We start from the raw sequence: 25,694 nt of genomic DNA, 5'->3' as shown, positions 1-25,694 counted from the left end.
GGCAAACCTCCAAAGCTTGTCCTGATCGCCATAGCAAGACGTTTGCTTGTCGCACTTAACGCCGCAATGAGGGACCGAAAACCCTTCCAAGCTTGACACCAACAACACAGTTGCTCGGGCTCGACCCTTGGGTTTAACCCGAGGGCGAGGATCGGACGGGGCGCTGAAAGCTGCCTCGTAAAGTAAGTAATAAGTGACACCTCTCCGCGCCCCGTTCGTCGGTTTATGCCCGCGCCTCTGCCGTGGCCTTTCCGGACGGTGTTCGTAAGACCCGGGGCAGCCCATCCGAAAGCCTGCCTTTCCACCAGATGCAGAAACTCGGCCAGCGGATGTCTCGTGCATTGCACCTTGCAAGAGGATGAGCGACACAGCCGGGCAGGTGTATTGATCCTAGATAACAACTGATGTATTCAGATCTGTGAGGTACGTACATCAAACCACACTTGTTCCGAGCGGAAACGAGAGTACCGAGGTCAGTTAAATTCCAGACTGACGGTTCGGCGACAGGATCAAAGGCAATTCCAGGAGGGATCATGACGGGCTTGCAACTCAATCCAGATTTCGCCATCGCGGACGAGGAGTCGCTTTGGAGGCTTTTCGACCCAACTCACTCACTGGCAATACTGAAGAGCCAGGATTCACTGGGCGAGCACGCGCAAGAGTTCATTCGGCGCTCACCTTTCTTGTGCATCGGCACCCAGAATTTGGAGAGAAAGGCCGATGTCAGTCCTCGCGGCGATCCTCCGGGATTCGTCAAGGTTCTTGATGAGCGTACCCTTGCGATCCCGGATCGACCTGGCAACAATCGCCTTGATACACTGAGCAACATCATCGCCAACCCAAGCGTCGGGCTGTTGTTTATCATCCCCGGTTTCGACGATACATTGCGCGTGAACGGGCGGGCAACTCTTACCAACGACCCTCAGCTCCTGGAGGGCATGAGCATCGCTGATCGAGTCCCGAAACTCGCGATTATCGTGAGAGTGAGCGAAGTCTTCATGCATTGCGCCAAGGCGTTCAGACGGTCCCGCCTGTGGAGCCCGGATCATTTCCAGGACCGCACCGAGATGCCCTCACTCATAAAGATCATTCTGGATGAGACGACAGGGGCGCCGAGGGAAAAGGATGAAATGCGAAAGATGGACGAAGAACTCGAACAAGACTACCGAAGGACACTCTACTAACTGCCCGGAACGGACCGAAGCGGGCTCCGCTATCGCCGCCCTCAATCCCGCTTAATGCTCATCAGCATGGCCCACATGTCCGCGCCCGTCTCGAACGCCGCGGCGTTGGCGGCATAACTGTGCGCCGAGGTGAAGGCGTCGAGCATTTCGCTGGCCATGTCGACATTCGAGCTTTCGGGGAAGGTGACGGAGGTGGAGGGGGTGACGGTGGTGGTGACGCCGCCGGAATTGGGAAGCGAGGAGACCTGGGTGTCGAGGCGGTTGTAGCCGGGGGTCTGGGCATTGGCGATGTTGTGCGCCGCGGTCGCAAGGCGTTTCGCCTGGGCCTGCATGCCCGAAACCGCAATGTTCATCACCGCCGACAGACCCATGGCAAGCATCCCCAAACCCGATGACGGATGTTTTAGGGCAAGAGCTTCAAGGAAGACTGAACGGGAAGGGTAAGGGAAGCGTATTGCGGCGCGGCACAGATGTGCCGGAACGGGGCGGGGACTTGTCGGCAAGGCGCTATCTGCGCTTGAACGCATTTCCGTCGCGTGTCCCGAGGCATCCTCGTCGGACGGATGCCGTCGCAATGACGGAGGCCGGCGCCCAGGCGGGTCAGATCGGGGGCGTCAGGTGTGGCTGCGCAGGTCCAGATGCACCACGACCCCGGATTCGGTGTGCGCCCGCTGGCGCTTCATCACGCGGGAACTGGACAGGAAGACGGCGACCGCGGCCAGCCGCGCCGGATCCGTCAGCCCGCGCCTGTAATAGCGGAAGACGATCCAGGCGAGCAGCTCCGTTTCGGTGGGGTCAACGGGAGGGCGGATGGTCTGCGCAAGTCGCACCGCTTCGCGCATCGCCTGCAGATCATGCATGGTCATGACATGCGGAAAAAGCGTCCAATCATCGGACATGGGGGCTGTCCCGGTTCTCAAAAAACGGCCGCTACAGAATATCAAAAACGGCGAGACTGTCAGGATAAGTGCGGTAGCGTACCGAGGGGCGCGCTCCGTCCTTGGCCGGCCTCGATTGAGCGCCAGGGTCGTTTACAGAAGGTCGGCCGGGATCACGTCGCGGATGGCGTCCGGAACAAAAACCTCCGCCAGCATCTCGCCCTCAGCGCTGCAGATCCGGGTGCTGCGAAGCGTGAACCTGGCCTGTGCCGCGAGGGAATCCGCGGCGAGTTCGCGGATGGCCCGGCGCGCCGAATTTTTCGCAGCGTCGAGATCGGCAAACTCCACCCCTTCGGGATCGGTGACGAATTTGCCGGTAAAGTTGATGTGAAAAAAGAACCGCTGCATGGCGAGCTCCTTTGCCGCACCCGCAAACCAGAAGGCGGCGCCGGAGTTCCCGTGCGGTAGCGTACAAAGAGGGCGGCGGTGGATCGCCCCGCCTCCGGGGATGGATCCGGGGCGAGGCGAGATGGAGGGGCAATTTACTCGGCTGCCTCCGCGTAAGCCTCCAGCGGCGGGCAGGTGCAGACGAGGTTTCGGTCGCCATAGACGTTGTCGACGCGGTTGACCGGGGACCAGTATTTGTCGACACGGAAGGCGCCAGGCGGGTAGCAGGCCTGCTCGCGGGAATAGGGGCGGTCCCATTCGCCGACCAGGTCTTCCACCGTGTGCGGGGCGTTCTTCAGCGGGTTGTTCAACCGGTCCATGCGGCCGTCCTCGATGGCGCGGGCCTCCTCGCGGATCGCCAGCATAGCATCGCAGAACCGGTCGATCTCGGCCTTGGTCTCGCTTTCGGTCGGCTCGATCATCAGCGTGCCAGCGACCGGCCAACTCATGGTCGGGGCGTGGAAACCGCAGTCGATCAGGCGTTTTGCGACGTCGTCGACGCTGACGCCGGCCGAGGCGTTGAGTGGGCGCGTGTCGATGATGCATTCATGCGCGACGCGGCCTGCCTCCGACTTGTAGAGCACGTCGTAGGCGCCCTTCAGGCGGGCGGCGATATAGTTGGCGTTGAGGATCGCCACCTTGGTCGCCTGGGTGAGGCCTTCGCCGCCCATCATCAGGCAATAGGACCAGGAGATCGGCAGGATCGACGGCGAGCCGAAGGGCGCCGCCGAGACCGCACCCTCACGACCGTCCGTCGCCGGGTGGCCGGGGAGGTGTGCCGCCAGATGCGACTTGACGCCGATCGGGCCCATGCCGGGACCGCCGCCGCCATGCGGGATGCAGAAGGTCTTGTGGAGGTTGAGGTGGGAGACGTCGGAGCCGATGTCGCCGGGGCGGGAGAGGCCGACCATGGCGTTCATGTTGGCGCCGTCGAGATAGACTTGGCCGCCATGCTTGTGCGTGATCTCGCAGATCTCGCGCACGGTTTCCTCGAAGACGCCGTGGGTCGAGGGGTAGGTGATCATGCAGGCCGAGAGGTTTTCGGCATATTGTTCGGCCTTCAAGCGGAAATCGTCGAGGTCGATATCGCCATTGTCGCGCACCTTGACGACGACCACCTTCATGCCGACCATCTGGGCCGACGCCGGGTTGGTGCCGTGCGCGGAGGTGGGGATGAGGCAGACGTCGCGGTGGGTGTCGCCATTGGCGATGTGGTAGTTGCGGATGGTGAGCAGGCCCGCATATTCCCCTTGCGCGCCGGAATTCGGCTGCAGGGAAAAGGCGTCGTAGCCGGTGATCTGGCAGAGTTTGGAGGAAAGATCGTCGATCATCTCCTTGTAGCCGAGCGCCTGGTCCGCGGGCACGAAGGGGTGGATGTCGGCAAATTCCGGCCAGGTGATCGGCAGCATTTCCGCCGTCGCGTTCAGTTTCATGGTGCAGGAGCCGAGCGGGATCATCGCCCGGTCGAGCGCCAGGTCCCGGTCCGAGAGCCGGCGGATATAGCGGGTCATCTCGCTTTCGGCACGGTTCATGTGGAAGATCGGGTGGGTCATGTAGTCGGATTTGCGCAGGAGCGCGATCGGCAGGCGCCAGGTGGGCTCGAAATCCGAAACCTTGAAATTGCCTCCAAAAGCCCGCCAGACGGCTTCGAGCGTCGCCGGCCTTGTGCGCTCGTCGAGCGACATGCCGATGCGGGTTTCGCCGACCTTCCTGAGGTTGACACCCTCGGCGACCGCCGCGCGCATGATCAGGCCCTGCATGTGGCCGACCTCAACGGTGATCGTGTCGAAGAAGGTGTCGGGTTCGATGGTGTAGCCCAGTTTTTCGAGGCCCTTGGCCATCAGCACGGCCTTGCGGTGGACCTGCTGTGCGATGGCTTTGAGCCCGTCCGGGCCGTGGAAGACGCCGTACATGGAAGCCATGACGGCGAGCAGGACCTGGGCGGTGCAGATGTTCGAGGTCGCCTTTTCGCGGCGGATATGCTGCTCGCGGGTCTGCAGCGACAGGCGGTAGGCGCGGTTGCCGCGGCTGTCGACCGAGACGCCGACCAGGCGGCCGGGCATGGCGCGCTTGTGGGTATCCTTGACCGCCATATAGGCCGCATGCGGGCCGCCGTAACCGACCGGCACGCCGAACCGCTGGGAGGAGCCGATTGCGATGTCGGCGCCCATTTCGCCGGGGGATTTGAGTAGCGTCAGCGCCAGGGGATCGGCGGCGACGGCAGCAACCGCGCCGGTCTGGTGCAGGCGGGAGATCAGGCCGGTGAAATCGCGGACATGGCCGTTGGTGCCCGGATACTGGAAGATCGCGCCGAACACGTCGACCGGATCGAGATCGGTCATCGGGTCGCCGATGACGACGCTCCAGCCGAGCGGCGCGGCGCGGGTTTCGATCAGCGCGATCGTCTGCGGGTGGCAGGCGGCGTCGACGAAGAAGGCTGTCGCCTTCGACTTTGCCTGGCGCTGGCAGAGCGCCATCGCTTCGGCAGCGGCAGTCGCCTCGTCGAGCAGCGAGGCGTTGGCAACGTCGAGGCCGGTCAGGTCGCAGATCATCGTCTGGAAATTGAGGAGCGCCTCGAGGCGGCCCTGGCTGATTTCCGGCTGGTAGGGGGTGTAGGCGGTGTACCAGGCCGGGTTTTCAAGAATGTTGCGCTGGATGACCGGCGGCGTGATCGTGCCGTAATAACCCTGGCCGATCAGCGAGACGAGCGCTTTGTTGCGGTTGGCGGTATCGCGCAGCTTGTCGAGCGCCTCGCGCTCGGTCAGCGCCGGCCCCCAGGCAAGCGGTGCCGTCTGGCGGATCGAGGATGGCACGGTGGCGTCGATCAGGGCGTCGAGGCTCTTGTAGCCGACCACTTTCAGCATCTCGGCCATTTCGGCCGGCGACGGGCCGATATGGCGGCGGTTGGCGAAGTCGTAGGGCTGGTAGTCGGTAAAATGGAAATCGGTGCTGTCGGTGGTCATGCGATCAGTTCCTGGTAGGCGGCCTCGTCGAGCAGCGCATCGGCGTCGGAGGCGGTCTTGAGCTTCAGCTTGAAGAACCAGCCTGCTCCTTGAGGATCGGAATTGACGATCGAGGGATCGTCGACGATCGCCTGGTTGACCTCGGTGACTTCGCCGTCCAGCGGACAATAGACGTCAGAGGCTGCCTTGACGCTCTCGACGGTCGCGGCATTGCCGTCCTTGGTCAGTTCGGCGCCGACTTCCGGCAGTTCCACGAAAACGAGGTCGCCAAGCTGCTCGGCAGCATGAGAGGTGATGCCGACGGTCGCGATACCGTCTTCGAGCTTCAGCCATTCGTGTTCGGCGGTGAATTTCAACATGGTTCTCTCCGGAGGATTATCGTTTGTAGGTGGGGGTGATGAAGGGAAGGGCGGCGATGGTGAGGGCCAGGTATTTGCCGCGCACCTCCGCAAAAATCTGGCAGCCGGGTTCGGCAAAGCGGGTCGGGACGTAGCCCATGGCGACCGGGCCTTCGACCGAGGGGCCGAAGGTGCCGGAGGTGACTTCGCCGAGTTCGGTCCGTCCCTCAGCGTCGGCATAGAGCTTGGCGTGGGAGCGGACGGGCGCCTTGCCTTCCGGCTTCAGGCCGACGCGGCGGCGGGAGGTGCCGTTCGCGAGCTCACCGAGGATACGGTCGGCGCCCGGAAAACCGCCGGCGCGGACGCCGCCGGCGCGGCGGGGCTTCTGGATCGCCCATTCGAGCGCGGCCTCGATCGGCGAGGTGGTGGTGTCGATGTCGTTGCCATAGAGGCAGAGGCCGGCTTCGAGGCGAAGCGAATCGCGGGCGCCGAGGCCGATCGGCTGACAGTGCAGGTCTTCGAGCAGCGCCTTGGCGATCTGTTCGGCCTGGTCTGCCGGAATCGAGATCTCGAACCCGTCTTCGCCGGAATAACCGGAGCGGGAGACGATGCAGTCGACATCGTGCAGGGACGCGTCGCGGACGTCCATGAACTTCATGGAGGTGACATCCGGCCAGAGAGCCGCCAGTGCGCCCTCGGCGCGCGGACCCTGGAGGGCGATGAGCGCGCGGTCTTCGAGGAGTTCGACGTCGCAATTGGTCAGATGCGCCTGCAGGTGGGCGAGGTCGGCGTCCTTGCAGGAGGCGTTGACGACGACGAACAGGTGGTCGCCGCGATTGGTGATCATCAGGTCGTCGAGGATGCCGCCGTTGTCGTCCGTGAAGAAGCCGTAGCGCTGGCGGCCGGGTTTCAGGCCGAGGATATCGACCGGCACCAGGGTTTCGAGCGCAAGTGCTGCATCCTCGTAAGCGCCGGATTTCGCACGGATGACGACCTGGCCCATATGGGAGACGTCGAAAAGCCCGGCGGCGGTGCGGGTGTGCAGATGTTCCTTCAGCACGCCGGCCGGATATTGCACAGGCATGTCGTAGCCGGCAAAGGGCACCATCCTGGCGCCGAGCGACAGATGGAGGGCGTGAAGCGGGGTGGTCTTGAGAACGGTCTGATCGTCCAAGGACGCCTCCAGGGTTGGCGCATTTCAAGCGCCGGCTCAGATTCAGGCGCAGTGACGCACCGGTTTATGAGCCCCCTCTGTCCTTGTCGCCTGAGATTGTTATCCCTTCGGCGAGCCCTCTTCGGGCTTCTCTCCAGAGTTCCTGTCGGTCGACTGCTGGTCCTTTTGCCTGAGAGTTTCCGGGGCGGTTGCTCCTTCGGCACCGCATTTAAGCGGCTTCTCCCAGCGAGTCTGGGCGGTATTATCGGCCTCGATCGCCATTTGGCAAGCCCTCCGTGTCGCACCCGGCACTATTTTTGTCGCAGCGCAGCAAACGCGGTTTGATCTAATGCAATGCCGGGCGAAATGGGTCCGCTATCACGCGACAAAAGGGCTTTTGCGCTTTGCCGCGATTTGGGTTATTCCGGCAGGCATTCGGACAGGCGAGACGATGACGGCACGGCTCAACACGGCGGCGAACTCAACGCGCATTTTCTGCGCGATGCTGCTGCTTTTGCTGGGATTTGCCCATCAGCCGGTCCAGGCGGCAGCGCCGCTCGATTCCTACAGCGAAGCCTATCGCCTGCCGGACGGCACGTTTGCCGACATCTGCTCGGAACGCGACCACGGCCATCAGATGCCGGCGGCAAAGCCGCTCTGCGAAGTCTGCCTGCTCTCCGGATCGGTCATCCTGCCGCCGCCGAGAGATGAAACCTGGCTTGCGGCAGAGCGCGCGTCGCTCGCCAATCCCCTGCGCCAGTTTTCCGAATTGCTCGGTACGAGTGCCGTCGCCCGGCCTAGGTCTCGTGCGCCCCCGATTTCGACCTGATGCTTTAACGCTCTCAGATCAATCGCGGTCGACCGGCACGGATGCTGTCACCGCATGGGGATATTCCATGAAGACTTTCACCAAACTCACGTTCCTCGGCATTTTCGCTGCGACCGGCATTATCATTGCGGGAGCTACGGCCGCTCAAGATGCGCCCGCCAAGGTCGCCGACCTGGAAATCACCAGCGCCTTCACCAAGGCGATGCTGCCCGGCCAGCCGGTCGGCGGCGGTTATTTCACCATCAAGAACACCGGCAAATCCGACGACATGCTGGTCTCGGTCTCGTCACCGGTCGCGGGCACCGTGGAGTTGCACGAGATGGCGATGCAGGGCGAGGTGATGAAAATGCGCAAGCTCGATACCGGGATCGCCATCGCGGCGGGCAAGACCGTCGAACTGACGCCCGGCGGACTGCATCTGATGTTCATCAAGGTCAAGGAGCCCTTCAAGCAGGGCGGCAAAGTGCCGGTGACCCTGACCTTCGAGCAGGCCGGCAAGGTCGATATCACACTGCCGGTCGAGGCGGCGGGGCCGGGCGGCCACATGCACAAGTGAATTCGATGGAGCCTGCTCTCCGGAGTGGGCTCTTCGTCTCTAGCGCAGCAGTTTGAGGCTGCCGGTCAGCGACTTTATCCATTTCGAAGGTCCTGCGAGGCCAAGGCCGTCGATCTCCTCTTCCGCAAGATCGCGATCGGGGAAGGCGGCTTCATAGTCTCGATAGTCGTGCAGCGATCTGGCGAAAGCCGGAAAGGGCACGACGGCGTGGTGCTGGATCTGGTCCATGGCCTTCAGCATCAGGGATCGGATCGTATCCGCCTGCGCCTGCAGGATCGGCACCGGCAGGGCGGAACTGATATCGATCGTGCGACCCTGCCGGTCGGTCAGCCGGCGAGCTGCGAGCGCAGGCACGCGAGCGCCAAGGCCGATCGAGATGGCGCCGGCCGTGTTGGCAAGGAGGCCGAGCGGCAGGGTAGGGTTGACGATGATGGCGATGCGGATGTCGTCGGTCATGGGCAGGCAGGATATCCATCAGTGAAGAGGATCTGCAGATTACTCCGCATCGCCCGGTCGATCCTGCCTTTTACTTCTCCCTTTCGGGGTTCTGAGGTAGGATCTACCTCATCTGATGGAAATATGGGTAGAGTTTGATGGAAAACGACGTCGAGCCGGCGGATATACGAATTCTGGAAGCGTTGCAGGACGATGGCCGCCTGACCAATCAGGCGCTCGCGGACAGGATCGGGCTTTCGACATCTCCAAGCTGGCGGCGGGTGCGGCAGCTGGAGGAGACCGGCGTCATCCAGGGCTATAAGGCGGTGCTGAACCGAAAGGCGATCGGCCTCGGCGTACTCGCCTTCATCCGCGTCAAGATCGACAGCCATAGCGAGGAAGAGGCGGAAGCGTTCGCGGCGGAGGTGATCGGGCTGGACGAGGTGGTCGCCTGCTACAGCATCGCCGGCGACGCGGATTTCCTGTTGCAGGTGGTCTCGTCCGATCTCGACGCCTATGCGGATTTCGCCATGTCGACGCTGCGGCGGTTACCGCGCATCAAGGAAATGCAGACGACCTTCGTGCTGAAGGAGATCAAGGCTTTCGATGGGCTTCCCCTGCGTTTTGCAGGGCGCCAGGCCTAAAATCCTCTCTCGGCTTGCCGGACGGAGATGTCCATTCGGCCCGACTTGCACGGGCGGTACGCAACCGGCGGGGTTTTAGAAATTGCTTCGATACAACCTGATCGAGTTGCATCAAGAAATCTTAACAGAAGTCCGCGATGAATATCGCCAACACCTCTCATCAAAGGTTTCGGCAATGGAACTGCGGCGTTCTCGGGTGATTGCGGCGGCCATTTTCCTGGGCCTGCTGGGGGCAATCGTACCGATTGTCGCGATGGTCTACATTTCGTGGGTCATCACGGTCGAGAAACAACAGAACAATCTCGAACGGCTTGCCGAGCAGACGATCAAGCGTGCGAGCCGGACGTTCGAGGATGCGCGGGCGGCGCTCGATTCGCTCGCCTATCCGCGCCTGGTGCCATGTTCGGACCAGCATATCGCCCGGATGCGGGTGATCGCCTTCAATACGCCCTCGGTCAAGGAAGTCGGTTATTTCGAGAACGGCCTGTTGAAATGCACCTCCTGGGGGATCGAGGAGCGCAAGGTCGACAGGCCGTGGATCGACTACATGACGCCCGACGGCGTGGAAGTGGCCACCCGCGTGCAGCCGGCGGTCAGCATGGGCAATCCGATGATGGCGCTCCACTACGGCCCCTATAACGTGCTGGTCGATCCGGCCCGCTTTGTCGATATCCTGGTGGACGCCGACATTTCGCTGGCGCTCGCCAACCGGCAGGGCATGCTGATCAACGAACTCAATTCCCCCGAAACGGACCTCGTCAACGCCCTGATCGACGAGCCGAAGAACGGCATGACCTCCTCGGCGCTCTATGCGGTGGCGCACGACAAGGGGTTGATCGCGATCGCCATGGAGCCGCGTTCCAACCTGACCGGCAGGCTGCGGGAGGAACAGCTCCTGCTGCTGCCGGTCGGTGCCTTCGTCGCCATCTTCATTGTCGGCGTGGTGGTCTGGCTGTCCAAGAAAAGACTGTCACCGCTCGGTGAGATGGCGATTGCGGTGCGCAAGCGCGAATTCATCGTCCACTACCAGCCGATCATCGAACTCAAGACCGGCATCTGCGTCGGCGCCGAGGCGCTGGTGCGCTGGCGGCGGCCGGATGGATCGCTGGTGCGCCCGGACCTGTTCATTCCGCTCGCCGAGGAAAGCGGGCTCATTCTGCCGATCACCGACCAGGTCATCGAAGCGATCGTTGCCGATCTCGGAGGATTGCTCAGGGCGGAAAGTTCGCTGCATATCGCCGTCAACCTTTCCGCCGCCGATGTCACCTCCGGCCGCATCCTCGACGTGCTCGACAGGAAACTCGCAAAGACTGGGATAGCGGCAGGGCAGATCTGGCTGGAGGCCACCGAACGCGGCTTCATCGACATCGAGGCGGCGCGGACGACATTGACAGCGGCCCGGCAAAGAGGCCATTCGGTGGCGATCGACGACTTCGGCACGGGATATTCCAGCCTGCAATACCTGCAGGGGCTGCCGATGGACGCGCTGAAGATCGACAAGTCCTTCGTCGACACGATCGGCCGCAACAGCGCCACCAGCTCGGTCACCGGCCACATCATCGAGATGGCGAAGACGCTCGACCTGCAGATCGTCGCCGAAGGCGTGGAGACGGAGGAGCAGGCGGACTATCTGAAGGCTCACGACGTCAATTTCGGCCAGGGCTGGCTGTTCTCCAAACCGCTGCCGGCCGCCGATTTCATCGATTACCACCGGAACGCAAAAACCCGCTCGGGGAGCGGGCGGGAGAATATCCGGTGCGTGGCGGCCTGAGGGCTCGCCGGGTGATATCAATCGTCCAGATCGCGATAGGCGGATTCGACCTGGCGGAACGTGACCTGCTGGCGCGGCTTCTGGTCTGCGGTGAGCATGTCGAGCGAGACGGTGGTGGCCGGGATCATGAATTCGGTATCGCCGGGGTCGCCGGCGTTTTCGGCGCGGCGCTGGTTGCGGTCAGAATCGGCCTTGATGTCCTTGACCTGATCCTTGGCCGAGATGCGCCGGCCGGGCTTCAGCGCCTCGATGGCGAGTGCGGCAGTGCTTGCCGATATGCTGACCAGTTGTGTCATCGCGCCTATCACTCTTTTTTCTCAGAATATGATAATTACGGCGGCCCCGATTTGTTCCCCTTTAAACAAAACGTCGGCATTTTATCGATTTGACGATTCTCGTTTCTGTCCTAGAGAAAGTTCCATGACCAACCTGCTTCTTGTCGCCATCGGCGGAGCGATCGGCTCCGTCTGCCGCTATCTCGTCGGGTTCTGGGCGTTGCGCCTGTGGGGGCCGGCGTTTCCGTGGGGGACGCTTGCCGTCAATATCGCCGGCTCGTTCGCGATCGGCTTTCTGGCCGAACTTATCGTCCGACGCTTCGATGCGTCGCCCGAGCTGCGGTTGCTGATCATTACCGGCTTTCTCGGCGGCTTCACGACGTTCTCGGCCTTTTCGCTGGATGTCGTGTCGCTGCTGGAGCGGGGCGCGACCATGGTGGGCGTCACCTATATTGTCGCGAGCGTCGCAATCTCGCTGGGTGCGGTTTTCGCCGGACTGGCGCTCGGGCGGGCAATGCTCTAAAGACCGGGCAAAGGGCCGCCGGCCCACACATAGATATGAAAGAGCTTTGATGGCAGGCATCGAGCATATCCGCGTCGAAGCGGACGAAGCGGGAATGCGTCTCGACCGCTGGTTCAAGATCCACTACCCGGGCCTCGGCTTCGGGCCGCTCCAGAAACTGCTGCGCTCCGGACAGGTGCGCGTCGACGGCGGACGGGTGAAATCCGACGCCCGCGTACAGCCGGGACAGACGGTGCGCATCCCGCCTTTGGACGTGGATGCAAAGAAGACGGGTCCGATCGCCGGCAAGGATCTCAAGCATTCCAGCGATTTCGAACTGCTGTCGCGCATGGTTCTGCATGAGGACGAGAAGGTCATCGTGCTCAACAAGCCGGCCGGCCTTGCGGTGCAGGGCGGATCGGGCGTCGCACGCCATATCGACCAGATGCTCGACAGCTGGATCAGCCCGAAGGGCGAAAAGCCGCGGCTCGTCCACCGGCTCGACCGCGACACGTCGGGCGTGCTAGTGATCGCCCGCACTCGTGGTGCTGCGCAGAAGCTGACGGCCGCCTTCCGCGAGCGCGATACCAAGAAGACCTATTGGGCGCTGGTCAAGGGCGTGCCGCGCAAGCACGAAGACAAGATCTCCACCTGGCTGGTGAAGGAACAGACGCCGGATGGCGACCGTATGCGGATCGCCAGGCATGGCGAGGACGGTGCCGACCACGCGGTGTCCTATTACCGCGTTCTGGAAATGGCGGCGCAGACGCTCTGCTGGCTGGAGATGGAACCCTATACCGGCCGCACCCATCAGCTGCGCGTCCATGCGCTGCATATCGGCCATCCGATCATCGGCGACCCGAAATATTTCGACGACGATCACAACTGGGATTTTCCCGGTGGCATCCAGAAGAAGCTGCATCTCCACGCGCGCCATATCGACATTCCGCATCCGAACGGCGGCCGGCTAAAGGTCACGGCACCGCTGCCACCGCATATGGTGCAGAGCTGGAACCTTCTCGGCTTCGACATGGAAAACGGCCGCAGGGACGACGAAGAATGAAACTGGTCCTTTTCGATTGCGACGGCACGCTGGTCGACAGCGCGAACCTGATCCACGAAACCATGCGCCGCACCTTCGCCCATTTCGACAAGCCGGAACCCAAGGTGGAAGACACCAAGGCGATCATCGGGCTGACGCTCGACATCGCAATCGCCCGCATGCAGGGCAAGCCGCATGCGGACGAAGAAGCCGTCGAGATGATGGCCTATTACAAGACGCTGTTTGCCGTCGTGCGCCAGGATCTCGGTTTCAAGGAGCCGTTGTTCGAGGGGATTCGCGATCTGATCGACACGATCGGTCCGCGCAGGGACCTGCTGATCGGCGCGGTGACCGGCAAATCGCGGCGCGGCCTGAAGCTGGTCGTGGAGACGCACGGGTTCGACAAGTATTTCATGGTGTCGCGCACCGCCGACGACTGCCCCTCGAAGCCGCATCCGGCGATGGTGACCGAATGCTGCGACGAGACCGGCATGAAACCTTCCAACACTCTTGTCATCGGCGATGCCATTTACGATATGCAGATGGCAAAGGCGGCCGGCGCCACGGCGATCGGCGTTGCCTGGGGTTACGCCTCGGTAGACGAGCTGAACAAGGCCGGAGCCGACGCGATCATCCATCATCCGAGCGAGTTGCTGAGCCATATCGGCTGAGGTTTTATTTCCATGCGTGACATGTTTCCCGATCCATCCGAAGCGCTGAGCCATCCGAACCCGACGCGGCGGGCGCAGATCCAGATGCACAAGCCGCTGCCGAAGCGCTTCTACAAGGAAGTATCGGTTGCCGAGGGCGAGGGCGGTCATGCCATCCATCTCGACGGCCGGCCGGTCAGGACGCCCGCCAAGAACGGTCTCGTCGCACCGACGGCACGGCTTGCCGAACTGATCCGCGACGAATGGGCCAACCAGGTGGATGTCATCGATCCCGGCACCATGCCGGTGACGCGGCTCGTCAACACCGCGATCGACGGCATCGCCACCGACCCCCAGGCGGTGTTCGAGGATATCCTGCGGTTCTCTTCGAGCGACCTGCTCTGCTACCGCGCCGAAACACCGGAAAACCTGGTCACCCGCCAGAGCGAACAATGGGATCCGCTCGTCGACTGGGCCGCGAACGAACTCGGCGCCCGCTTCATCCTGGTCGAGGGCGTGATGCCCCAGGAGCAGCCGAAGGAAGCGATCGCCGCCTTTGCGGTGACGCTGAAGAAATACGATACGCCGATCGAACTCGCCGCGCTGCACACCGTGACAACGCTGACCGGTTCGGCGATCCTGGCGCTTGCCTTCGCGGAAGGCCGGCTCACCGCCGACGAGGCCTGGACGCTCGCCCATCTCGACGAGGACTGGACGAACGAACATTGGGGCGCGGACGCGGAGGCTGAACATCGGCGCGCCAAGCGGCTCGAGGAAATGCGGGCGGCGACCGAAACTTTTCTTGCCTTGAAGCCCTCGGCTTAATCGTTCTCTAACCGTGTTCGTTGGAACATCTGAAGGTGCCGTCTTGCGGGTCCCTTCATGTTTCGTCGTCTGTCTCGTTTCTGTCTTATCACTTTGACGGCCCTGCCGCTGATGTCGTTCCGTCTGGAACAGGCAAACACGGCGCAGGAGAAACTTCTCTATGACGTGCGCGGCGCCTTCGTGACCGCGCGGCCGGATGTGCCGAAGGGATTGGTGATCGCCACCGACATGCTGGTCGACGAGGCGATCCGCGCAACCGTCAGGTCGATCGCCCTGCCACGGACGATCATCTCGGTACGCATCGACGAGATGTCGCGGATGCCCATGCTGATTGGCAGCCGGCATGAGGCGAAGGTGACGGTGCAGGCGATTTCGGTCAACAGCGGCGAACCGATCGCCAGGGGGACGTTCAAGACGTCGATCTATCTGCTGGACGGGGACACTGCTGACCGTGACCTCGCCGAAAAGATCGCCGACCGCATCTCCAGCGAATTCCGCCTCGACGGCCAGCGCCGCCCGACAATGGCGACGGCGCTGTTTCCGTGAGACCTACCCCAGCCGTTCCGCGTGCCAGCGGAGATGGTCGTCCATGAAGGTCGAGATGAAATAATACGAGTGGTCGTAGCGCTCCTGCATCCGTAGCGTCACGTCTATATCCGTTCCCTTGGCCGCTTCCTCGAACAGCCAGGGGCGCAGGCCGTTTTCGAGAAAGCCGTCGGCCTTGCCCTGGTCGATCAGGAATTCCGGAAAGCGTGCACCGTCACCGACCAGTGCGCAGGCGTCGTATTGCCGCCAGCTGGAGCGATCTTCGCCCAGATATTTCTCGAAGGCCGGCGCCGACCAGTCGGCGGTCGAAGGCTCGACGATCGGCGCGAAGGCGGAGCAGCTCCTGAAGCGATCGGGGTTCCGAAGCGCGATAGTCATCGCGCCATGACCGCCCATGGAATGGCCAAAAATCCCTTGGCGGTCCATGTCCATGCGAAAGTGCTGGCTGACGAAGTTCGGCAGTTCCTCGGCAATGTAGGTGTACATCTGATAGTTTTCGGCCCACGGCTTTTCCGTCGCATCGAGATAGAAGCCGGCGCCCTTGCCCATCTGCCAGTTGGTGAGCTCGTCGGGCACGTCATTGCCGCGCGGGCTGGTATCCGGGCAGATGACGATCAGGCCGAGTTCCGCGGCCATCCGCCGGTATTCGCCCTTTTCCATGACGTTGGCATGGGTGCAGGTGAGGCCCGAAAGATACCAGACAACAGGGCAGGGCTCCTTGATCGCCTGGGGCGGCACGAAGACCGCGAAGGTCATCTCGCATTTGCAGGCTTCGGAATCGTGCATGAACACGCCCTGCATGCCGCCGAAGGCAGTATTCTGGGAAAGGACCTTCATCGGTGCTCCTCGAAAAATATCAGTTGCCCATCGACACGACGGCGTTGACGGCCGCGGCGACAAGGACGGTGTTGAAAAAGAAGGACACGACCGCATGCAGAAGGTTGATCCGGCGCATGCCGGTCGTGGTGATCTGGACGTCCGAAGTCTGGGCGGTCATGCCGATGACGAACGAGAAATAGAGGAAATCGTAGGCGCCGGGCTCGTCGGTTTCGGGAAAATCGAGGCCGCCGCGCTTCGCCTCGTTCTCCTCCGCCTGCTCCTCCGGCCGCCAGAAGCGATGGGCATAGTGCATGGCGAACATCGTGTGGATCGTCAGCCAGCCGAGCACGACGGATGCGAAGGCAAGCGACACGGAGGCAGCGCCCGCGGGCTGCGAGCGGTTCAAGGCCTCGAACATCGAAACAATGGCGGCGGCGGCGGCAAGCAAGGTCACGGCGAGAATGACAGGCGCCGGCTCGTCGTCGTTCTGACCCTTGTCTCTCAACGTGGCGCCATCGAGCTTTGGGATGCGGGCGGCCATCATGACGAGGTAAATCAGGAAGAAGACGACGACCGCAATGCCGGGCGCGAGTTCCGGCATGTAGAGGAGCAGGAACGGCAGACAGACCAGCGAGGCGATGGTGCCGGCGAAGAACGGCCCGTGCCGGTGATAGGTCAGTCTGCGCCAGGGGCTCGGCATCCGGGTTTTCCGATCGCTCACGTGGCCGATTTGGACCGGCGGCAGAGCCTGTCCAGCGTTTCCAGGAATTTCGAACGGTCGCGTGGGGAAAAGGCGGCGTTGTAGCCCTTGCTTTCGCCGGTCTCGCGCAAATGCGCCCCAAGGTCGCGCATGGCGCTCGCCATGCCGATATTGGTCTCGTCGAAGACCCTGCCGGTCGGACCGGTCACCTGCGCGCCCGATGCTACGCAGCGTACGGCCAGCGGCACGTCGGCGGTGATGACGATATCGGCGGGTCCGGCGCGCTCGGCGATCCAGTTGTCGGCGGCATCGAAACCGGCAGAAACGATGACGTTGTGGACCATCGGATCACGAGTGGGGCGCAGGCCGGAATTGGCGACGAAGGTCACTTCGATGCCGTGGCGTTCAGCGACTTTCAGGACCTCCGGCTTGACCGGACAGGCATCGGCGTCGACATAGATCATGGATGGATACTCAGGCCCAATCCGGCGACCTCCCGCACGAGGGGAGGCAGCGTAGCCCACCGCAGCGGGCTACGCGCAGGATATGCTTCAGGCGACGGCAGTGGTCTGGTCGTCGACTGCTGCGCCGGGTACGTTTTTCTTGATCGATTCTATGGCCGAAACGGCGGAAGCCTTGGCCGAATAACCTTCGGAAGAGAACATGGACTGGCCGTTCGAAGCCTTGAAGCGAAAACGGTATTCCCCAGCCTTGTCCTGGTAGATTTCAAATTTGTACATCTTCTGCGTTCCTCACATTAAACGGAGTTAAATCCTAGCTCTATTCGCAGTATCGGAGCGTGTTCCGGAACATCGCGGAACTTCGCTCAGTAAATCACTACGCTGCGAATCGATTCGCCGCCATGCATCAGCTCAAAACCCTTGTTGATGTCTTCGAGCGGCATCGTGTGGGTAATCATCGGGTCGATCTCGATCTTGCCCTCCATGTACCAGTCGACGATCTTCGGAACGTCGGTGCGGCCGCGGGCTCCGCCGAAGGCCGTGCCCATCCAGGTGCGGCCGGTGACGAGCTGGAAGGGACGGGTGGAAATTTCCTGGCCGGCGCCGGCAACGCCGATTACCACCGACTTGCCCCAGCCGCGATGCGAGGCTTCGAGCGCCTGGCGCATGACCTTGGTATTGCCGGTGCAGTCGAACGTATAGTCGGCTCCGCCGATCTGGTCGGCGCCGCGCTTCGTCAGATTGACGAGATAGGGGACGATGTCGCCGTCGACTTCCTTAGGATTGACGAAATGGGTCATGCCGAAGCGTTCACCCCAGGCCTTCTTGTCGTTGTTGAGGTCAACGCCGATGATCATGTCGGCGCCGGCCAGGCGCAGGCCTTGGATGACGTTCAAACCGATGCCGCCGAGCCCGAAGACGATGGCGGTGGCGCCGATCTCCACCTTGGCGGTGTTGATGACGGCGCCGATGCCCGTCGTCACGCCGCAGCCGATATAGCAAACCTTGTCGAAGGGGGCGTCCGGGTTGATCTTGGCGACCGCGATTTCCGGAAGGACCGTGTAATTCGCAAAGGTCGAGCAGCCCATATAGTGATGGATCTTGTCCTTGCCGATCGAGAAGCGCGAGGTGCCGTCGGGCATCAGGCCCTGGCCCTGGGTCGAGCGGATGGCGGTGCAGAGATTGGTCTTGCGCGACAGGCAGGACGGGCACTCGCGGCATTCCGGCGTATAGAGCGGGATGACGTGATCGCCCTTCTTGACCGAAGTGACCCCGGGGCCGACGTCGACGACGATGCCGGCACCCTCGTGGCCGAGGATCGCCGGAAAGAGGCCTTCCGGATCGGCGCCGGACAAGGTGAAATCATCGGTGTGGCAGATGCCGGTCGCCTTCACCTCGATCAGCACTTCGCCGGCGCGGGGGCCCTCGAGCTGCACGGTCATGACTTCGAGCGGTTTGCCAGCCTGAACGGCAACGGCGGCGCGGACATCCATGATGTTCTCCCTTGAGGCTTTTTAGATTCGGCGCGACCTTGGCACAGGCGAGGGGGCCGGCTCAAGCCGGAACGAGCCGTTCGCAGTCGCATTTCGGTGAGCGGATCAGGGACCGATCAGGGGCACGTGCGGCGAGGTCGTGCGCGGCGCCAGGCCGGTCAGGCGCGGATCGTCGAGCACTTCGACCATCAGGGCGTAGGGTGTGAACCCCGACCGCTGGTAGAACTGCATGGCGGCCGGGTGGTCGAAGTGGCAGGTATGCACCCAGAAACGGCGGATCGGATGCGCCCAGGCCCTCTCGATCGCCCAGTTCATCATGAAACGGCCGGCGCCCTTGCCGATCGCACCGGTAACGAGGCCGAAATAGACGAGTTCGCATTCGCCCTGTTCCCGGAAATCGAGCTCCAGGAGGCCGATCCGGCGGCCGCCGTCGAGAAGCACGTAGATCTCGACCTGCGGATCGTTGAGCACCGAGGCAAGTTCGTCGTCACTCATGACAAGCCGCGAGACCCACATCCAGTTCTCGCCAACCGCGCGGAACAGCGAGCGGTATTCGTCGAGAGCAGGAGACTGCCAGCGTTCCAGGGTAAGCGTGTCCGGCGCCGTCGCGGTTTTCCTGCGCGGCTTCTCGAACATTTCGAGGCAGGTCACGACGGTGGCAATCTTGCCCGGAGGGACCGCGGAATAGCCGGACGGTAGTGTGGGATTTTCGCTTTTCATGTAACCTTTTGAGCCGGTTGGCGGGTTGATGTCAATGGGTGGAGACGTCGATGGCACGTGATATCGAAGGCGGGTGATCAGCCGAAAAGGCGGTCGCAGGCATATACGATACCGTGGGAATGGATGGCGACCGCCGCATAGAGGCCGAGGCCCGCCATCAGCCGCTCGCCCGGATGCATGGGGTCGAGACTTTCGCGCGGCTTGGCGGACGAAATGCCCATCAGGCTCATCAGCGTGAAGACGGCAAGTGCCGCGATCAGGGCGGTCGACGACAGGCCGATCCGGTAACCGACCCAGAGCATCAGAAGCGTGATTCCGAAACTGCCGGCGACGAGCAGGCTGCGGGTCGGAAAGATCTGCCTCAGCACCCGGCCGCCGTCGAACTGGGACATCGGCAGAAGATTGAGGAGGTTGAATGCCCCTAATATCAGCAGGAAGACCAGAGCCGGCTCACGCAGGGACACGGACAATAGGCGGGCCGTCGAGAGGTCGTGGATGGAAATCACCACCGGTACAAGGAAGGCGGACATGCCTGCGCCCATGAGCGCGCATGTGGCGACTTCGAAGCGGCTGTTATAGGGCCGTCCGCCGATGGCGATGCCTCCGAGAAACGGCACGAAGATCATCCTGACCCTTTCATGCCCGAAGGCGCGATAGGCCGCCATGTGCCCCAGCTCGTGCAGCACGATGACCAGGGTCAGGATTATGGAGATCGTCAGGCCCGCCGCAGTCAGCCCGAAAAAGGGCCAGAGCAGCAGCGTCGAGAGGAGAGCCAGGACTATCTGGACAACCGGGTGTTCGATCATGCCGCCTGTTTTCGGCCGGCCGTTCTTCAGCCAGGTAGTCAGCGATGAAAGCTCGCGGCGGATCATGAAATAGCGAAACAGGTAGACGGCGAAGCCGCGATAGTCGTCCGTCTGGGCGAGGGTGACCGTGGAGCCGCCGGGTGAAGGCGACACGGCACGGTATTCCTCGAAATTGCGCCAGAAGGAAATGTCGAGCGCGGTGTCGTCGACGACGCGTGCACGGCTCTCGTAGCAGAACTCGGCACTATCGATAGTTTCCTCGACCTTGAAGACCCGCCGGATCGGCGCACCGTGGCGATCGGGATGGCTGTAGGCGATCTCGATCCCGCCGCGGTTTTTTTCCGTCCCTGAGGAGAGGATCGAAGGGTTCCAGCTCGCTTCCTCGCCGCCGGGGTGAAAGGCATGCCACAGACGCTCCGGAGCGATTTCGAGTGTCCGGCGCAGCGCGATGGTGCGGCGGCCGACGGGCGCAGCCATCAGCAGCCAGAGCAGACCGAGATTGATCGTCAGCAACAGGACTGCGGAAACGGTAGGCGTCATATCGACCTCGGAAGCCTGTCGGCTCGCCATCGGCCGATCATCAAGGACACCATTAGGCCGATTGATTTTCCAGGCGGTTTAGCCAACCGATAAAATGCGAACGAGCAGCCGTGCAACGCGTCGCGGCCGGCGGTTCGTCAGGCCGCCACCTCTTGCGTCAGGCGATGCCCGGCATCGGTCACCAGCCAGGGACCCGACCGCAGCACTTCCTTCGGCCTTTCATATGTCGTCACCGCCGCGATGATCTCCCGCCAGGCGGGATGATGGATCTTAGCATCGGCCAGTTCGTCGATCTCGCGCAGGACCAGCGCTTCGACCGGCGACAGCATCAGCCGGCCACGTTCCGTCGCTCCCCGCAGAACCCGCCAGATATAGGTGAGGTCAAAGGCGGTGATGCCGGCAGAGGCCGGGCGGATGGCACGATAGGCGCCCCGCGCGCCGGGCTCGAGCGCCAGGCGGATCTGGTCGAGCGCGAAGGCCGACAGACTTTCCGGCACCTCGGACGCCATTTCCATGGCATGCAGCAGCAGTTCGAGCTCCAGGGCGGAACGCACGGCGCCGTCGGCGGCGATCGTGCGCATCAGCCAGCCGGCTTTCGCGTCGTCGATGCGTCCCATCGGCTCTCTGCCGCGCACGAGATATGCCGTCAGGCCTTCGACGAAATAGGTCGACCATTCGGGGCTTTGTTCGGGACAGGAATCATTCAGTGCAAAAAGGGCGAGCGCGTCTTCGGAGGAGCAAATGCCATCCGGGAACGCGTATTTGCGCAGCATCAAAATATCGTCGGCCACAATCCGACCCTTCCCGGCGATGACACATGCCGGAAAAGAAAAGCGGAACCCGCTCATCTTTATTTCTCCGTTTCATCATGAAACCAATGTGGGTGATAATTGAGAGAAGTTGAGGGGTGGCCAACAAGCGCGGTTAATCGGGGGCAAACAGGGCCGTCAAACGGTTTCGAGCTGCTTCGATTTGGAACGCTCCCGCCAGATGATGAACAGGCCGGAGGCGACGATGACGGCGATGCCGAGCCATTTGGAGGCGGTCGGGAAATCGCCGAACAAGGCGTAACCGAGCACGGTGGCCGAGATGATCTCGAAATACTGGAAGGGCGCAAGCAGCGAAAGCGGCGCCAGCCGGAAGGCGCGCACCACGAGCAGATGCATGTAGCCCGAGATCGAGCCGAGCAGCATCAGGAGGATGAGACCGAGCCAGGAGGCTGGAAGCGATGGAGTAAAATCCGCAGCCCCTGTGCTATCTCCGATGACCAGGGCCGCGGCCATGAACAGCGTTCCTCCGACGCCGGCCATGGTCTGCATGACGAGCGGCGAATCGGCTTCCCCGATCGCCCGGTTGAGGAAGAGGTAGAGCGTGAAGAGGAAGGCGCAGGCGACCGGCAACAGCGCCGTCCAGCCGAAGATCGCATAGCTCGGCTGGATGACGATCATGGCGCCACTGAACCCGACGACGATCGCCAGCCACCGCCGCCAGCCGACCTTTTCCCGCAAGAAGATCGCCGACATCATGGTGAGCATGAAGGGTTCGACGAAATATATGGCGAAGACGTCAGCGAGCGGCATGTATTTGACCGCCGCGAAGAACATCAGGCTGGCCGCCGCATGCAGTACGCCGCGCAGCAGGTTCATCCACGGGCGTTTCGGCCGGAAGATGGCAGCCCCGGTGAATACGGCGAGCGGCAGGATGCAGACCAGCTGAAAGAAGAACCGGTAGAACGTCACCTGAGCGGGCGACATCGCCTCGGTGGTCGCCATGTATTTGGCGATGGCATCCATCAGCGGCAGGATGGCCATGCAGGTGGCCATGATGGCCATGCCCTTCAGCGGATTTTCAGGTGTGGAAGAGGGCATGCCCGGCACTTTCGAGGAACCGGGTTCTTCAACCACGGCGGGCGGCAATGTTCAAGCCGGGATCAGGCGACGGCGGTTTCGGAAACGGTGGCGCCGAAGATTTCCTCGAAGGCTTCACGCAGGCGCATATCCACATCCGCCATCATCACCGGAAGGACGAGATCGACGAGGCTCGTCACGCCGTAAGCGCTGATGCCGCAGGGCACGATGCCGGTAAAATGCGAGAGGTCCGGCTCGACATTGAGGGAGAGGCCGTGGAAGCTGACCCAGCGGCGCAGCCGGATGCCGAGAGCGGCAATCTTGTCCTCCGCCATCGAACCGTCCGGCAGAAGCGGTTTTTCCGGCCGGCGCACCCAGACGCCGACGCGGTCCTCGCGCCGCTCGCCGCGCACGTTCATCATGTCGAGGGTGCGGATTATCAGTTCCTCAAGCGCCGCAACATAGGCGCGGACGTCCTGGCGACGGCGCTTGAGATCGAGCATCACGTAAGCGACGCGCTGGCCGGGACCATGATAGGTGTACTCGCCGCCGCGGCCTGTGGAAAACACCGGAAACCGGTCCGGTTCGATCAGATCGGCGGCGTCGGCGCTGGTGCCGGCGGTATAGAGCGGCGGGTGTTCGAGCAGCCAGACGAGCTCGTCGGCATGGCCATCGGCGATCGCCGCCACCTCGCGCTCCATCTCGGCCACGGCCTCCTCGTAGGGGACAAGCCCGTCGGAGATTCGCCAGCGCACCGGCGGCGAGCCTGTTTGCGGCAGCATGGACAGATTGAGGTCGGTGCGTGTGAGCATGGAAAATCTTCTGGCAAAAACAAAAGGGTGCGGCAAGGGCCTGGTTTCGGCCCGGTTTATATAGGCATTCACACCTGGAATTTTTATCCTTCAAAAATCTGTCACGGCGCACTTGTGCACCCCAAATGCTTTTGCTACATGCAGCCCCGCCGGCGCAAGTCGGCATCTACCACGATGCGGTCGTGGCGGAATTGGTAGACGCGCAGCGTTGAGGTCGCTGTGTCGCAAGACGTGGAAGTTCGAGTCTTCTCGACCGCACCAAAATAAAAACCCGCTTCGGCGGGTTTTTTGTTGCCCGGATGAAATGACATCTAGAAAACTGAGCGGCCGATCTGCCGCTCCTATGGCAAAACATCGAGCTATATAGCGCATTGCCGATGAATCGTCGGCCGGTGTTCACGCAGGCGACACCTGTCGTCCGACGCCTAGACTTTCAACGCGACTGATTTACTCGGACGACCTTGAAGCACGGGGGGAGCGAGACGTAATCAATCGGAACTGCGGCGTGCATATTTTCAAAGATCGTCACGGTTACTTCTGGGTCGCGTCCCGCTTGGCGCAAACGCGCTAGGGCGCTGAACGACGTGTTCTTACTCGATTGAAACGACTTCCCGTCCCCGTGAAAGCGATCAACCAGTCGTCCCGATTCTCTAGCGAGAACGACTGTGTCTGCTCCGTACATCGCGTGCTCGAAATCGTGGTCCTCCGTGCCGAATAGTTGAAACGGGTCATAGTCGTTGTAGATCATCAGAACGGTCGGCTTCCCGCCCTTAGACGCGGCTTGTATTTGCCTCTTGCTCTTGGTGATTCTATCTCGGATAAATTTGCCGACCTCCCCACTGTGAACCATTTCATCCGCCCAATTTCGGCCAGCCTCAATCTGCTTTAGCTCGAAAATGATCTCCGCCTCACCGATTGTCACGCCGTAGTCTGGCGTCGAGACGCCCCGTTCGGCTGAGATTGACCGAAAGGGCAGGCTGTTTGACGCTAACCATGTCTCGAATAGTGTCTCGGATCGGGTCTTGGCCATGGGTTTTCGCAGAATCATCCAGGGTTGGTGGCCGGTGGTGACATCTTCCGGCGCGGTGACGATAGGCGTATGGTTTGCGACGCCTCGTTTCATGTCTTGCCTACCCCTCTTACCATACTCATCTGGAGTGGTCCCGCCCGCGCCGTATCGCGTCATATCGGGCAAGCTCTCGTTCACCTGATTAGCGCATCAGCCTACGCACTCACCCACCTGCGTACTGTACGATGGGTGCCCGAATCCCGTGATTGTCGCTATCGGCCCGTGAGCGCCGATGAATTTTGATGAGGATTGATACGCTGCCGCGCAAATGAGCCTCAGAATGACTCAAGTAGATTAAGCGAAAACCCAAATTTTGCTGATTGTACAAGGCAGTCGTGCAGCAAGACGAATTGCGGCTTTGAAATTCCATGCCTATCTGATGAATTGAGGCGTGTGCATTATTGCAGGGTAGGAAATGACCCCATGGTCGAACTGAAAATCAAGACACGGCCGATCGGAGCGACCGCCGTTCTCGGACGCCTCGGTCACCCGCAGGTGACGAGTGAGACGGGTGGTCAGGTGGAAGTGGTGACCGGCGCTTCCGAACCTGGGTTCAACCCGCTCGACCTGATGTTCTCATCGCTTGCCGCCTGCCTCGTGCTCAGCGGTCGAATCGCGGCAAGCAAGCTCGGCATTCTCGACAGGCTGAGCGAGGTGAAGGTGCATGTGACCGGCGAAAAGGCCCATGAAGGCCCGTCCCGGATCACCCGGTTCATCGTGGATTTCCGTATTGAAGGGGATTTCGACGACGAGCAGAAGAAGCAGATTGCCCACATGGCCGAGGAAATCTGCACCGTCAGCAATACGCTGAAAAGTTCTCCGGAGATTTCCCTGACGATCGATTAGTCGTCGTCGGGAATGTGGCTGTCGACGCCTTCGAGGCGAAGGTTGTTGACCAGTTGGCGGACGCCGGCGACACGCTGGATCCTGCGGACGATCTTGCGCGAGGTCGCCGCATCGTCGACGGCGCCTTCGAGCGTGACGGTGCCGTCCTCGACATGCACGTCGATCGACGCCATGTCGATCATGCCCAGCTCCTCGATCGCGTCGGTGATCCGTTCTTCGAGATCGTCGGCCTCCTCGATCCCCTTGGTGCCGGGGCGGATGCTGTCGACGAGCCGCTCTTCCGAGCCGTCCCGCTCGACACCATCCACCTGATAGCCTCGGTTGCGGTCGGTGTCGAAATTGGCCTTGGGATCGCCATAGGCGGCGTTGTCGACGGGGCGTGCGCCGGCGGCATCGTCGTAGGGCCAGCCTTCGTCGATATTGCGGTCGTCATAGTCGCGGAAATCTTCCTCGCGGGAAATGTCGTCAGCTTTTTTCTTGCCCGGCACCGCAGTCTCCTATCATGCCCACATGGGACCCGGCGCACCCCCTCCTGAAAGGCCG

The 25,694-nt window shown here is 62.0% G+C and carries 31 protein-coding genes, 1 tRNA gene and 2 riboswitches; of the genes, 12 read left to right on the top strand and 20 right to left on the bottom strand.

Annotated elements, in window-relative coordinates:
• Positions 1-533: 533 nt before the first annotated feature.
• Complete coding sequence (locus C5J26_RS28945) at positions 534-1,184, top strand: pyridoxamine 5'-phosphate oxidase family protein (RefSeq protein WP_105404904.1); 651 nt, start codon at positions 534-536, stop codon at positions 1,182-1,184.
• A 41-nt stretch (positions 1,185-1,225) separates the two neighbouring features.
• On the opposite strand, the gene C5J26_RS28940 is transcribed toward C5J26_RS28945, so the two are convergent.
• From C5J26_RS28940 to gcvT, 6 genes are all read right to left on the bottom strand, one after another.
• Positions 1,226-1,555, bottom strand: coding sequence for a flagellar basal body protein (locus C5J26_RS28940; protein WP_105404911.1), 330 nt, complete (start codon positions 1,553-1,555; stop codon positions 1,226-1,228).
• A 243-nt stretch (positions 1,556-1,798) separates the two neighbouring features.
• Positions 1,799-2,083 carry a hypothetical protein gene (locus C5J26_RS28935; protein ID WP_105404903.1) on the bottom strand — a complete coding sequence of 95 codons (285 nt, stop codon included), beginning with the start codon at positions 2,081-2,083 and terminating at the stop codon, positions 1,799-1,801.
• A 132-nt stretch (positions 2,084-2,215) separates the two neighbouring features.
• On the bottom strand, positions 2,216-2,470 hold the full coding sequence (locus C5J26_RS28930) for a hypothetical protein (protein WP_105404902.1): 255 nt from the start codon (positions 2,468-2,470) through the stop codon (positions 2,216-2,218).
• A 134-nt stretch (positions 2,471-2,604) separates the two neighbouring features.
• On the bottom strand, positions 2,605-5,472 hold the full coding sequence (gene gcvP, locus C5J26_RS28925; RefSeq protein WP_105404901.1) for an aminomethyl-transferring glycine dehydrogenase: 2,868 nt from the start codon (positions 5,470-5,472) through the stop codon (positions 2,605-2,607).
• Positions 5,469-5,831: a glycine cleavage system protein GcvH gene (gcvH, locus tag C5J26_RS28920; protein ID WP_046666948.1), complete on the bottom strand. Its 363-nt coding sequence runs from the start codon at positions 5,829-5,831 to the stop codon at positions 5,469-5,471. Before gcvH ends, gcvP begins: the two co-directional genes overlap by 4 nt.
• 16 nt (positions 5,832-5,847) lie before the next feature.
• Complete coding sequence (gene gcvT / locus C5J26_RS28915) at positions 5,848-6,984, bottom strand: glycine cleavage system aminomethyltransferase GcvT (protein ID WP_105404900.1); 1,137 nt, start codon at positions 6,982-6,984, stop codon at positions 5,848-5,850.
• Positions 6,985-7,051: 67 nt separating this feature from the next.
• Positions 7,052-7,131: riboswitch (glycine riboswitch) on the bottom strand.
• A riboswitch (glycine riboswitch) is annotated at positions 7,132-7,219 on the bottom strand.
• A 195-nt stretch (positions 7,220-7,414) separates the two neighbouring features.
• On the opposite strand from gcvT, the gene C5J26_RS28910 reads away from it, so the two are divergent.
• Positions 7,415-7,792: a hypothetical protein gene (locus C5J26_RS28910; protein WP_105404910.1), complete on the top strand. Its 378-nt coding sequence runs from the start codon at positions 7,415-7,417 to the stop codon at positions 7,790-7,792.
• A 67-nt stretch (positions 7,793-7,859) separates the two neighbouring features.
• Positions 7,860-8,348: a copper chaperone PCu(A)C gene (locus C5J26_RS28905; RefSeq protein ID WP_105404899.1), complete on the top strand. Its 489-nt coding sequence runs from the start codon at positions 7,860-7,862 to the stop codon at positions 8,346-8,348.
• A gap of 39 nt (positions 8,349-8,387) precedes the next feature.
• On the opposite strand, the gene C5J26_RS28900 is transcribed toward C5J26_RS28905, so the two are convergent.
• Positions 8,388-8,804, bottom strand: coding sequence for a DUF2000 domain-containing protein (locus tag C5J26_RS28900; RefSeq protein ID WP_105404898.1), 417 nt, complete (start codon positions 8,802-8,804; stop codon positions 8,388-8,390).
• Positions 8,805-8,941: 137 nt separating this feature from the next.
• Between C5J26_RS28900 and C5J26_RS28895 the strand changes: the two genes are divergently transcribed.
• Together C5J26_RS28895 and C5J26_RS28890 are read left to right on the top strand one after the other, a co-directional pair.
• Positions 8,942-9,427 (top strand): Lrp/AsnC family transcriptional regulator, encoded by a 486-nt coding sequence (locus tag C5J26_RS28895; protein ID WP_105404897.1) that lies wholly within the window; start codon positions 8,942-8,944, stop codon positions 9,425-9,427.
• 175 nt (positions 9,428-9,602) lie between these two features.
• Positions 9,603-11,198, top strand: coding sequence for an EAL domain-containing protein (locus C5J26_RS28890; protein WP_105404896.1), 1,596 nt, complete (start codon positions 9,603-9,605; stop codon positions 11,196-11,198).
• A 17-nt stretch (positions 11,199-11,215) separates the two neighbouring features.
• Here the strand turns inward: C5J26_RS28890 and C5J26_RS28885 are convergent, their stop codons facing one another.
• Positions 11,216-11,494, bottom strand: a complete 279-nt coding sequence (locus C5J26_RS28885) for a hypothetical protein (RefSeq protein WP_105404895.1) — start codon at positions 11,492-11,494, stop codon at positions 11,216-11,218.
• A 124-nt stretch (positions 11,495-11,618) separates the two neighbouring features.
• Here C5J26_RS28885 and crcB point away from each other — a divergent pair, with 124 nt between their 5' ends.
• From crcB to C5J26_RS28860, 5 genes are read left to right on the top strand one after another with little or no spacing between them, the layout of a single operon-like run.
• Positions 11,619-11,996 carry a fluoride efflux transporter CrcB gene (gene crcB, locus C5J26_RS28880; protein ID WP_105404894.1) on the top strand — a complete coding sequence of 126 codons (378 nt, stop codon included), beginning with the start codon at positions 11,619-11,621 and terminating at the stop codon, positions 11,994-11,996.
• A 49-nt stretch (positions 11,997-12,045) separates the two neighbouring features.
• A complete protein-coding gene (locus C5J26_RS28875; protein WP_105404893.1) occupies positions 12,046-13,038 on the top strand; it encodes an RluA family pseudouridine synthase in 993 nt (330 codons plus the stop codon).
• Positions 13,035-13,688 (top strand): HAD-IA family hydrolase, encoded by a 654-nt coding sequence (locus C5J26_RS28870; RefSeq protein WP_105404892.1) that lies wholly within the window; start codon positions 13,035-13,037, stop codon positions 13,686-13,688. Before C5J26_RS28875 ends, C5J26_RS28870 begins: the two co-directional genes overlap by 4 nt.
• A 12-nt stretch (positions 13,689-13,700) precedes the next feature.
• Positions 13,701-14,492: an ATP12 family chaperone protein gene (locus C5J26_RS28865; protein WP_105404891.1), complete on the top strand. Its 792-nt coding sequence runs from the start codon at positions 13,701-13,703 to the stop codon at positions 14,490-14,492.
• Positions 14,493-14,549: 57 nt separating this feature from the next.
• Positions 14,550-15,038 (top strand): hypothetical protein, encoded by a 489-nt coding sequence (locus C5J26_RS28860; protein WP_105404890.1) that lies wholly within the window; start codon positions 14,550-14,552, stop codon positions 15,036-15,038.
• A 3-nt stretch (positions 15,039-15,041) separates the two neighbouring features.
• Here the strand turns inward: C5J26_RS28860 and fghA are convergent, their stop codons facing one another.
• From fghA to lipB, 10 genes are all read right to left on the bottom strand, one after another.
• Entirely contained in the window at positions 15,042-15,875 is an 834-nt protein-coding gene (gene fghA, locus C5J26_RS28855; RefSeq protein WP_105404889.1) for an S-formylglutathione hydrolase, read from the bottom strand.
• Positions 15,876-15,894: 19 nt separating this feature from the next.
• Positions 15,895-16,557 (bottom strand): DUF1345 domain-containing protein, encoded by a 663-nt coding sequence (locus C5J26_RS28850; protein ID WP_105404888.1) that lies wholly within the window; start codon positions 16,555-16,557, stop codon positions 15,895-15,897.
• Between the two features lie 17 nt (positions 16,558-16,574).
• The gene (locus tag C5J26_RS28845) at positions 16,575-17,021 is read right to left on the bottom strand and encodes a YaiI/YqxD family protein (protein WP_105404887.1); all 447 of its coding nucleotides are present in this window, start codon (positions 17,019-17,021) and stop codon (positions 16,575-16,577) included.
• Positions 17,022-17,108: 87 nt separating this feature from the next.
• Positions 17,109-17,297 (bottom strand): YegP family protein, encoded by a 189-nt coding sequence (locus tag C5J26_RS28840; protein WP_046636214.1) that lies wholly within the window; start codon positions 17,295-17,297, stop codon positions 17,109-17,111.
• A gap of 86 nt (positions 17,298-17,383) precedes the next feature.
• Positions 17,384-18,511 (bottom strand): S-(hydroxymethyl)glutathione dehydrogenase/class III alcohol dehydrogenase, encoded by a 1,128-nt coding sequence (locus C5J26_RS28835; RefSeq protein WP_046626304.1) that lies wholly within the window; start codon positions 18,509-18,511, stop codon positions 17,384-17,386.
• Between the two features lie 105 nt (positions 18,512-18,616).
• Positions 18,617-19,231 (bottom strand): GNAT family N-acetyltransferase, encoded by a 615-nt coding sequence (locus tag C5J26_RS28830; RefSeq protein WP_105404886.1) that lies wholly within the window; start codon positions 19,229-19,231, stop codon positions 18,617-18,619.
• 77 nt (positions 19,232-19,308) lie between these two features.
• Positions 19,309-20,577, bottom strand: a complete 1,269-nt coding sequence (locus tag C5J26_RS28825) for a hypothetical protein (RefSeq protein WP_105404909.1) — start codon at positions 20,575-20,577, stop codon at positions 19,309-19,311.
• A 137-nt stretch (positions 20,578-20,714) separates the two neighbouring features.
• Positions 20,715-21,368 carry a hypothetical protein gene (locus C5J26_RS28820; protein WP_172746161.1) on the bottom strand — a complete coding sequence of 218 codons (654 nt, stop codon included), beginning with the start codon at positions 21,366-21,368 and terminating at the stop codon, positions 20,715-20,717.
• A gap of 156 nt (positions 21,369-21,524) precedes the next feature.
• Entirely contained in the window at positions 21,525-22,445 is a 921-nt protein-coding gene (locus C5J26_RS28815; RefSeq protein WP_105404884.1) for a DMT family transporter, read from the bottom strand.
• Positions 22,446-22,507: 62 nt separating this feature from the next.
• Positions 22,508-23,236, bottom strand: coding sequence for a lipoyl(octanoyl) transferase LipB (gene lipB, locus C5J26_RS28810; RefSeq protein WP_105404883.1), 729 nt, complete (start codon positions 23,234-23,236; stop codon positions 22,508-22,510).
• A gap of 176 nt (positions 23,237-23,412) precedes the next feature.
• Here lipB and C5J26_RS28805 point away from each other — a divergent pair.
• Positions 23,413-23,497: transfer RNA gene (locus C5J26_RS28805), tRNA-Leu, on the top strand.
• 172 nt (positions 23,498-23,669) lie between these two features.
• Here the strand turns inward: C5J26_RS28805 and C5J26_RS28800 are convergent.
• Positions 23,670-24,359, bottom strand: coding sequence for a hypothetical protein (locus C5J26_RS28800; protein ID WP_172746160.1), 690 nt, complete (start codon positions 24,357-24,359; stop codon positions 23,670-23,672).
• A gap of 369 nt (positions 24,360-24,728) precedes the next feature.
• On the opposite strand from C5J26_RS28800, the gene C5J26_RS28795 reads away from it, so the two are divergent.
• A complete protein-coding gene (locus C5J26_RS28795) occupies positions 24,729-25,151 on the top strand; it encodes an OsmC family protein (protein WP_105404881.1) in 423 nt (140 codons plus the stop codon).
• Here the strand turns inward: C5J26_RS28795 and C5J26_RS28790 are convergent.
• On the bottom strand, positions 25,148-25,639 hold the full coding sequence (locus tag C5J26_RS28790) for a BON domain-containing protein (protein WP_105404880.1): 492 nt from the start codon (positions 25,637-25,639) through the stop codon (positions 25,148-25,150). The genes C5J26_RS28795 and C5J26_RS28790 overlap by 4 nt on opposite strands.
• Positions 25,640-25,694: the final 55 nt, after the last annotated feature.

The sequence above is a fragment of the Neorhizobium sp. T7_12 genome (assembly GCF_002968535.1).
Taxonomy (GTDB): domain Bacteria; phylum Pseudomonadota; class Alphaproteobacteria; order Rhizobiales; family Rhizobiaceae; genus Neorhizobium; species Neorhizobium tomejilense.
Note: the sequence above shows the minus strand (reverse complement) of the source record. Positions and strands in the feature narration are given on the sequence as shown.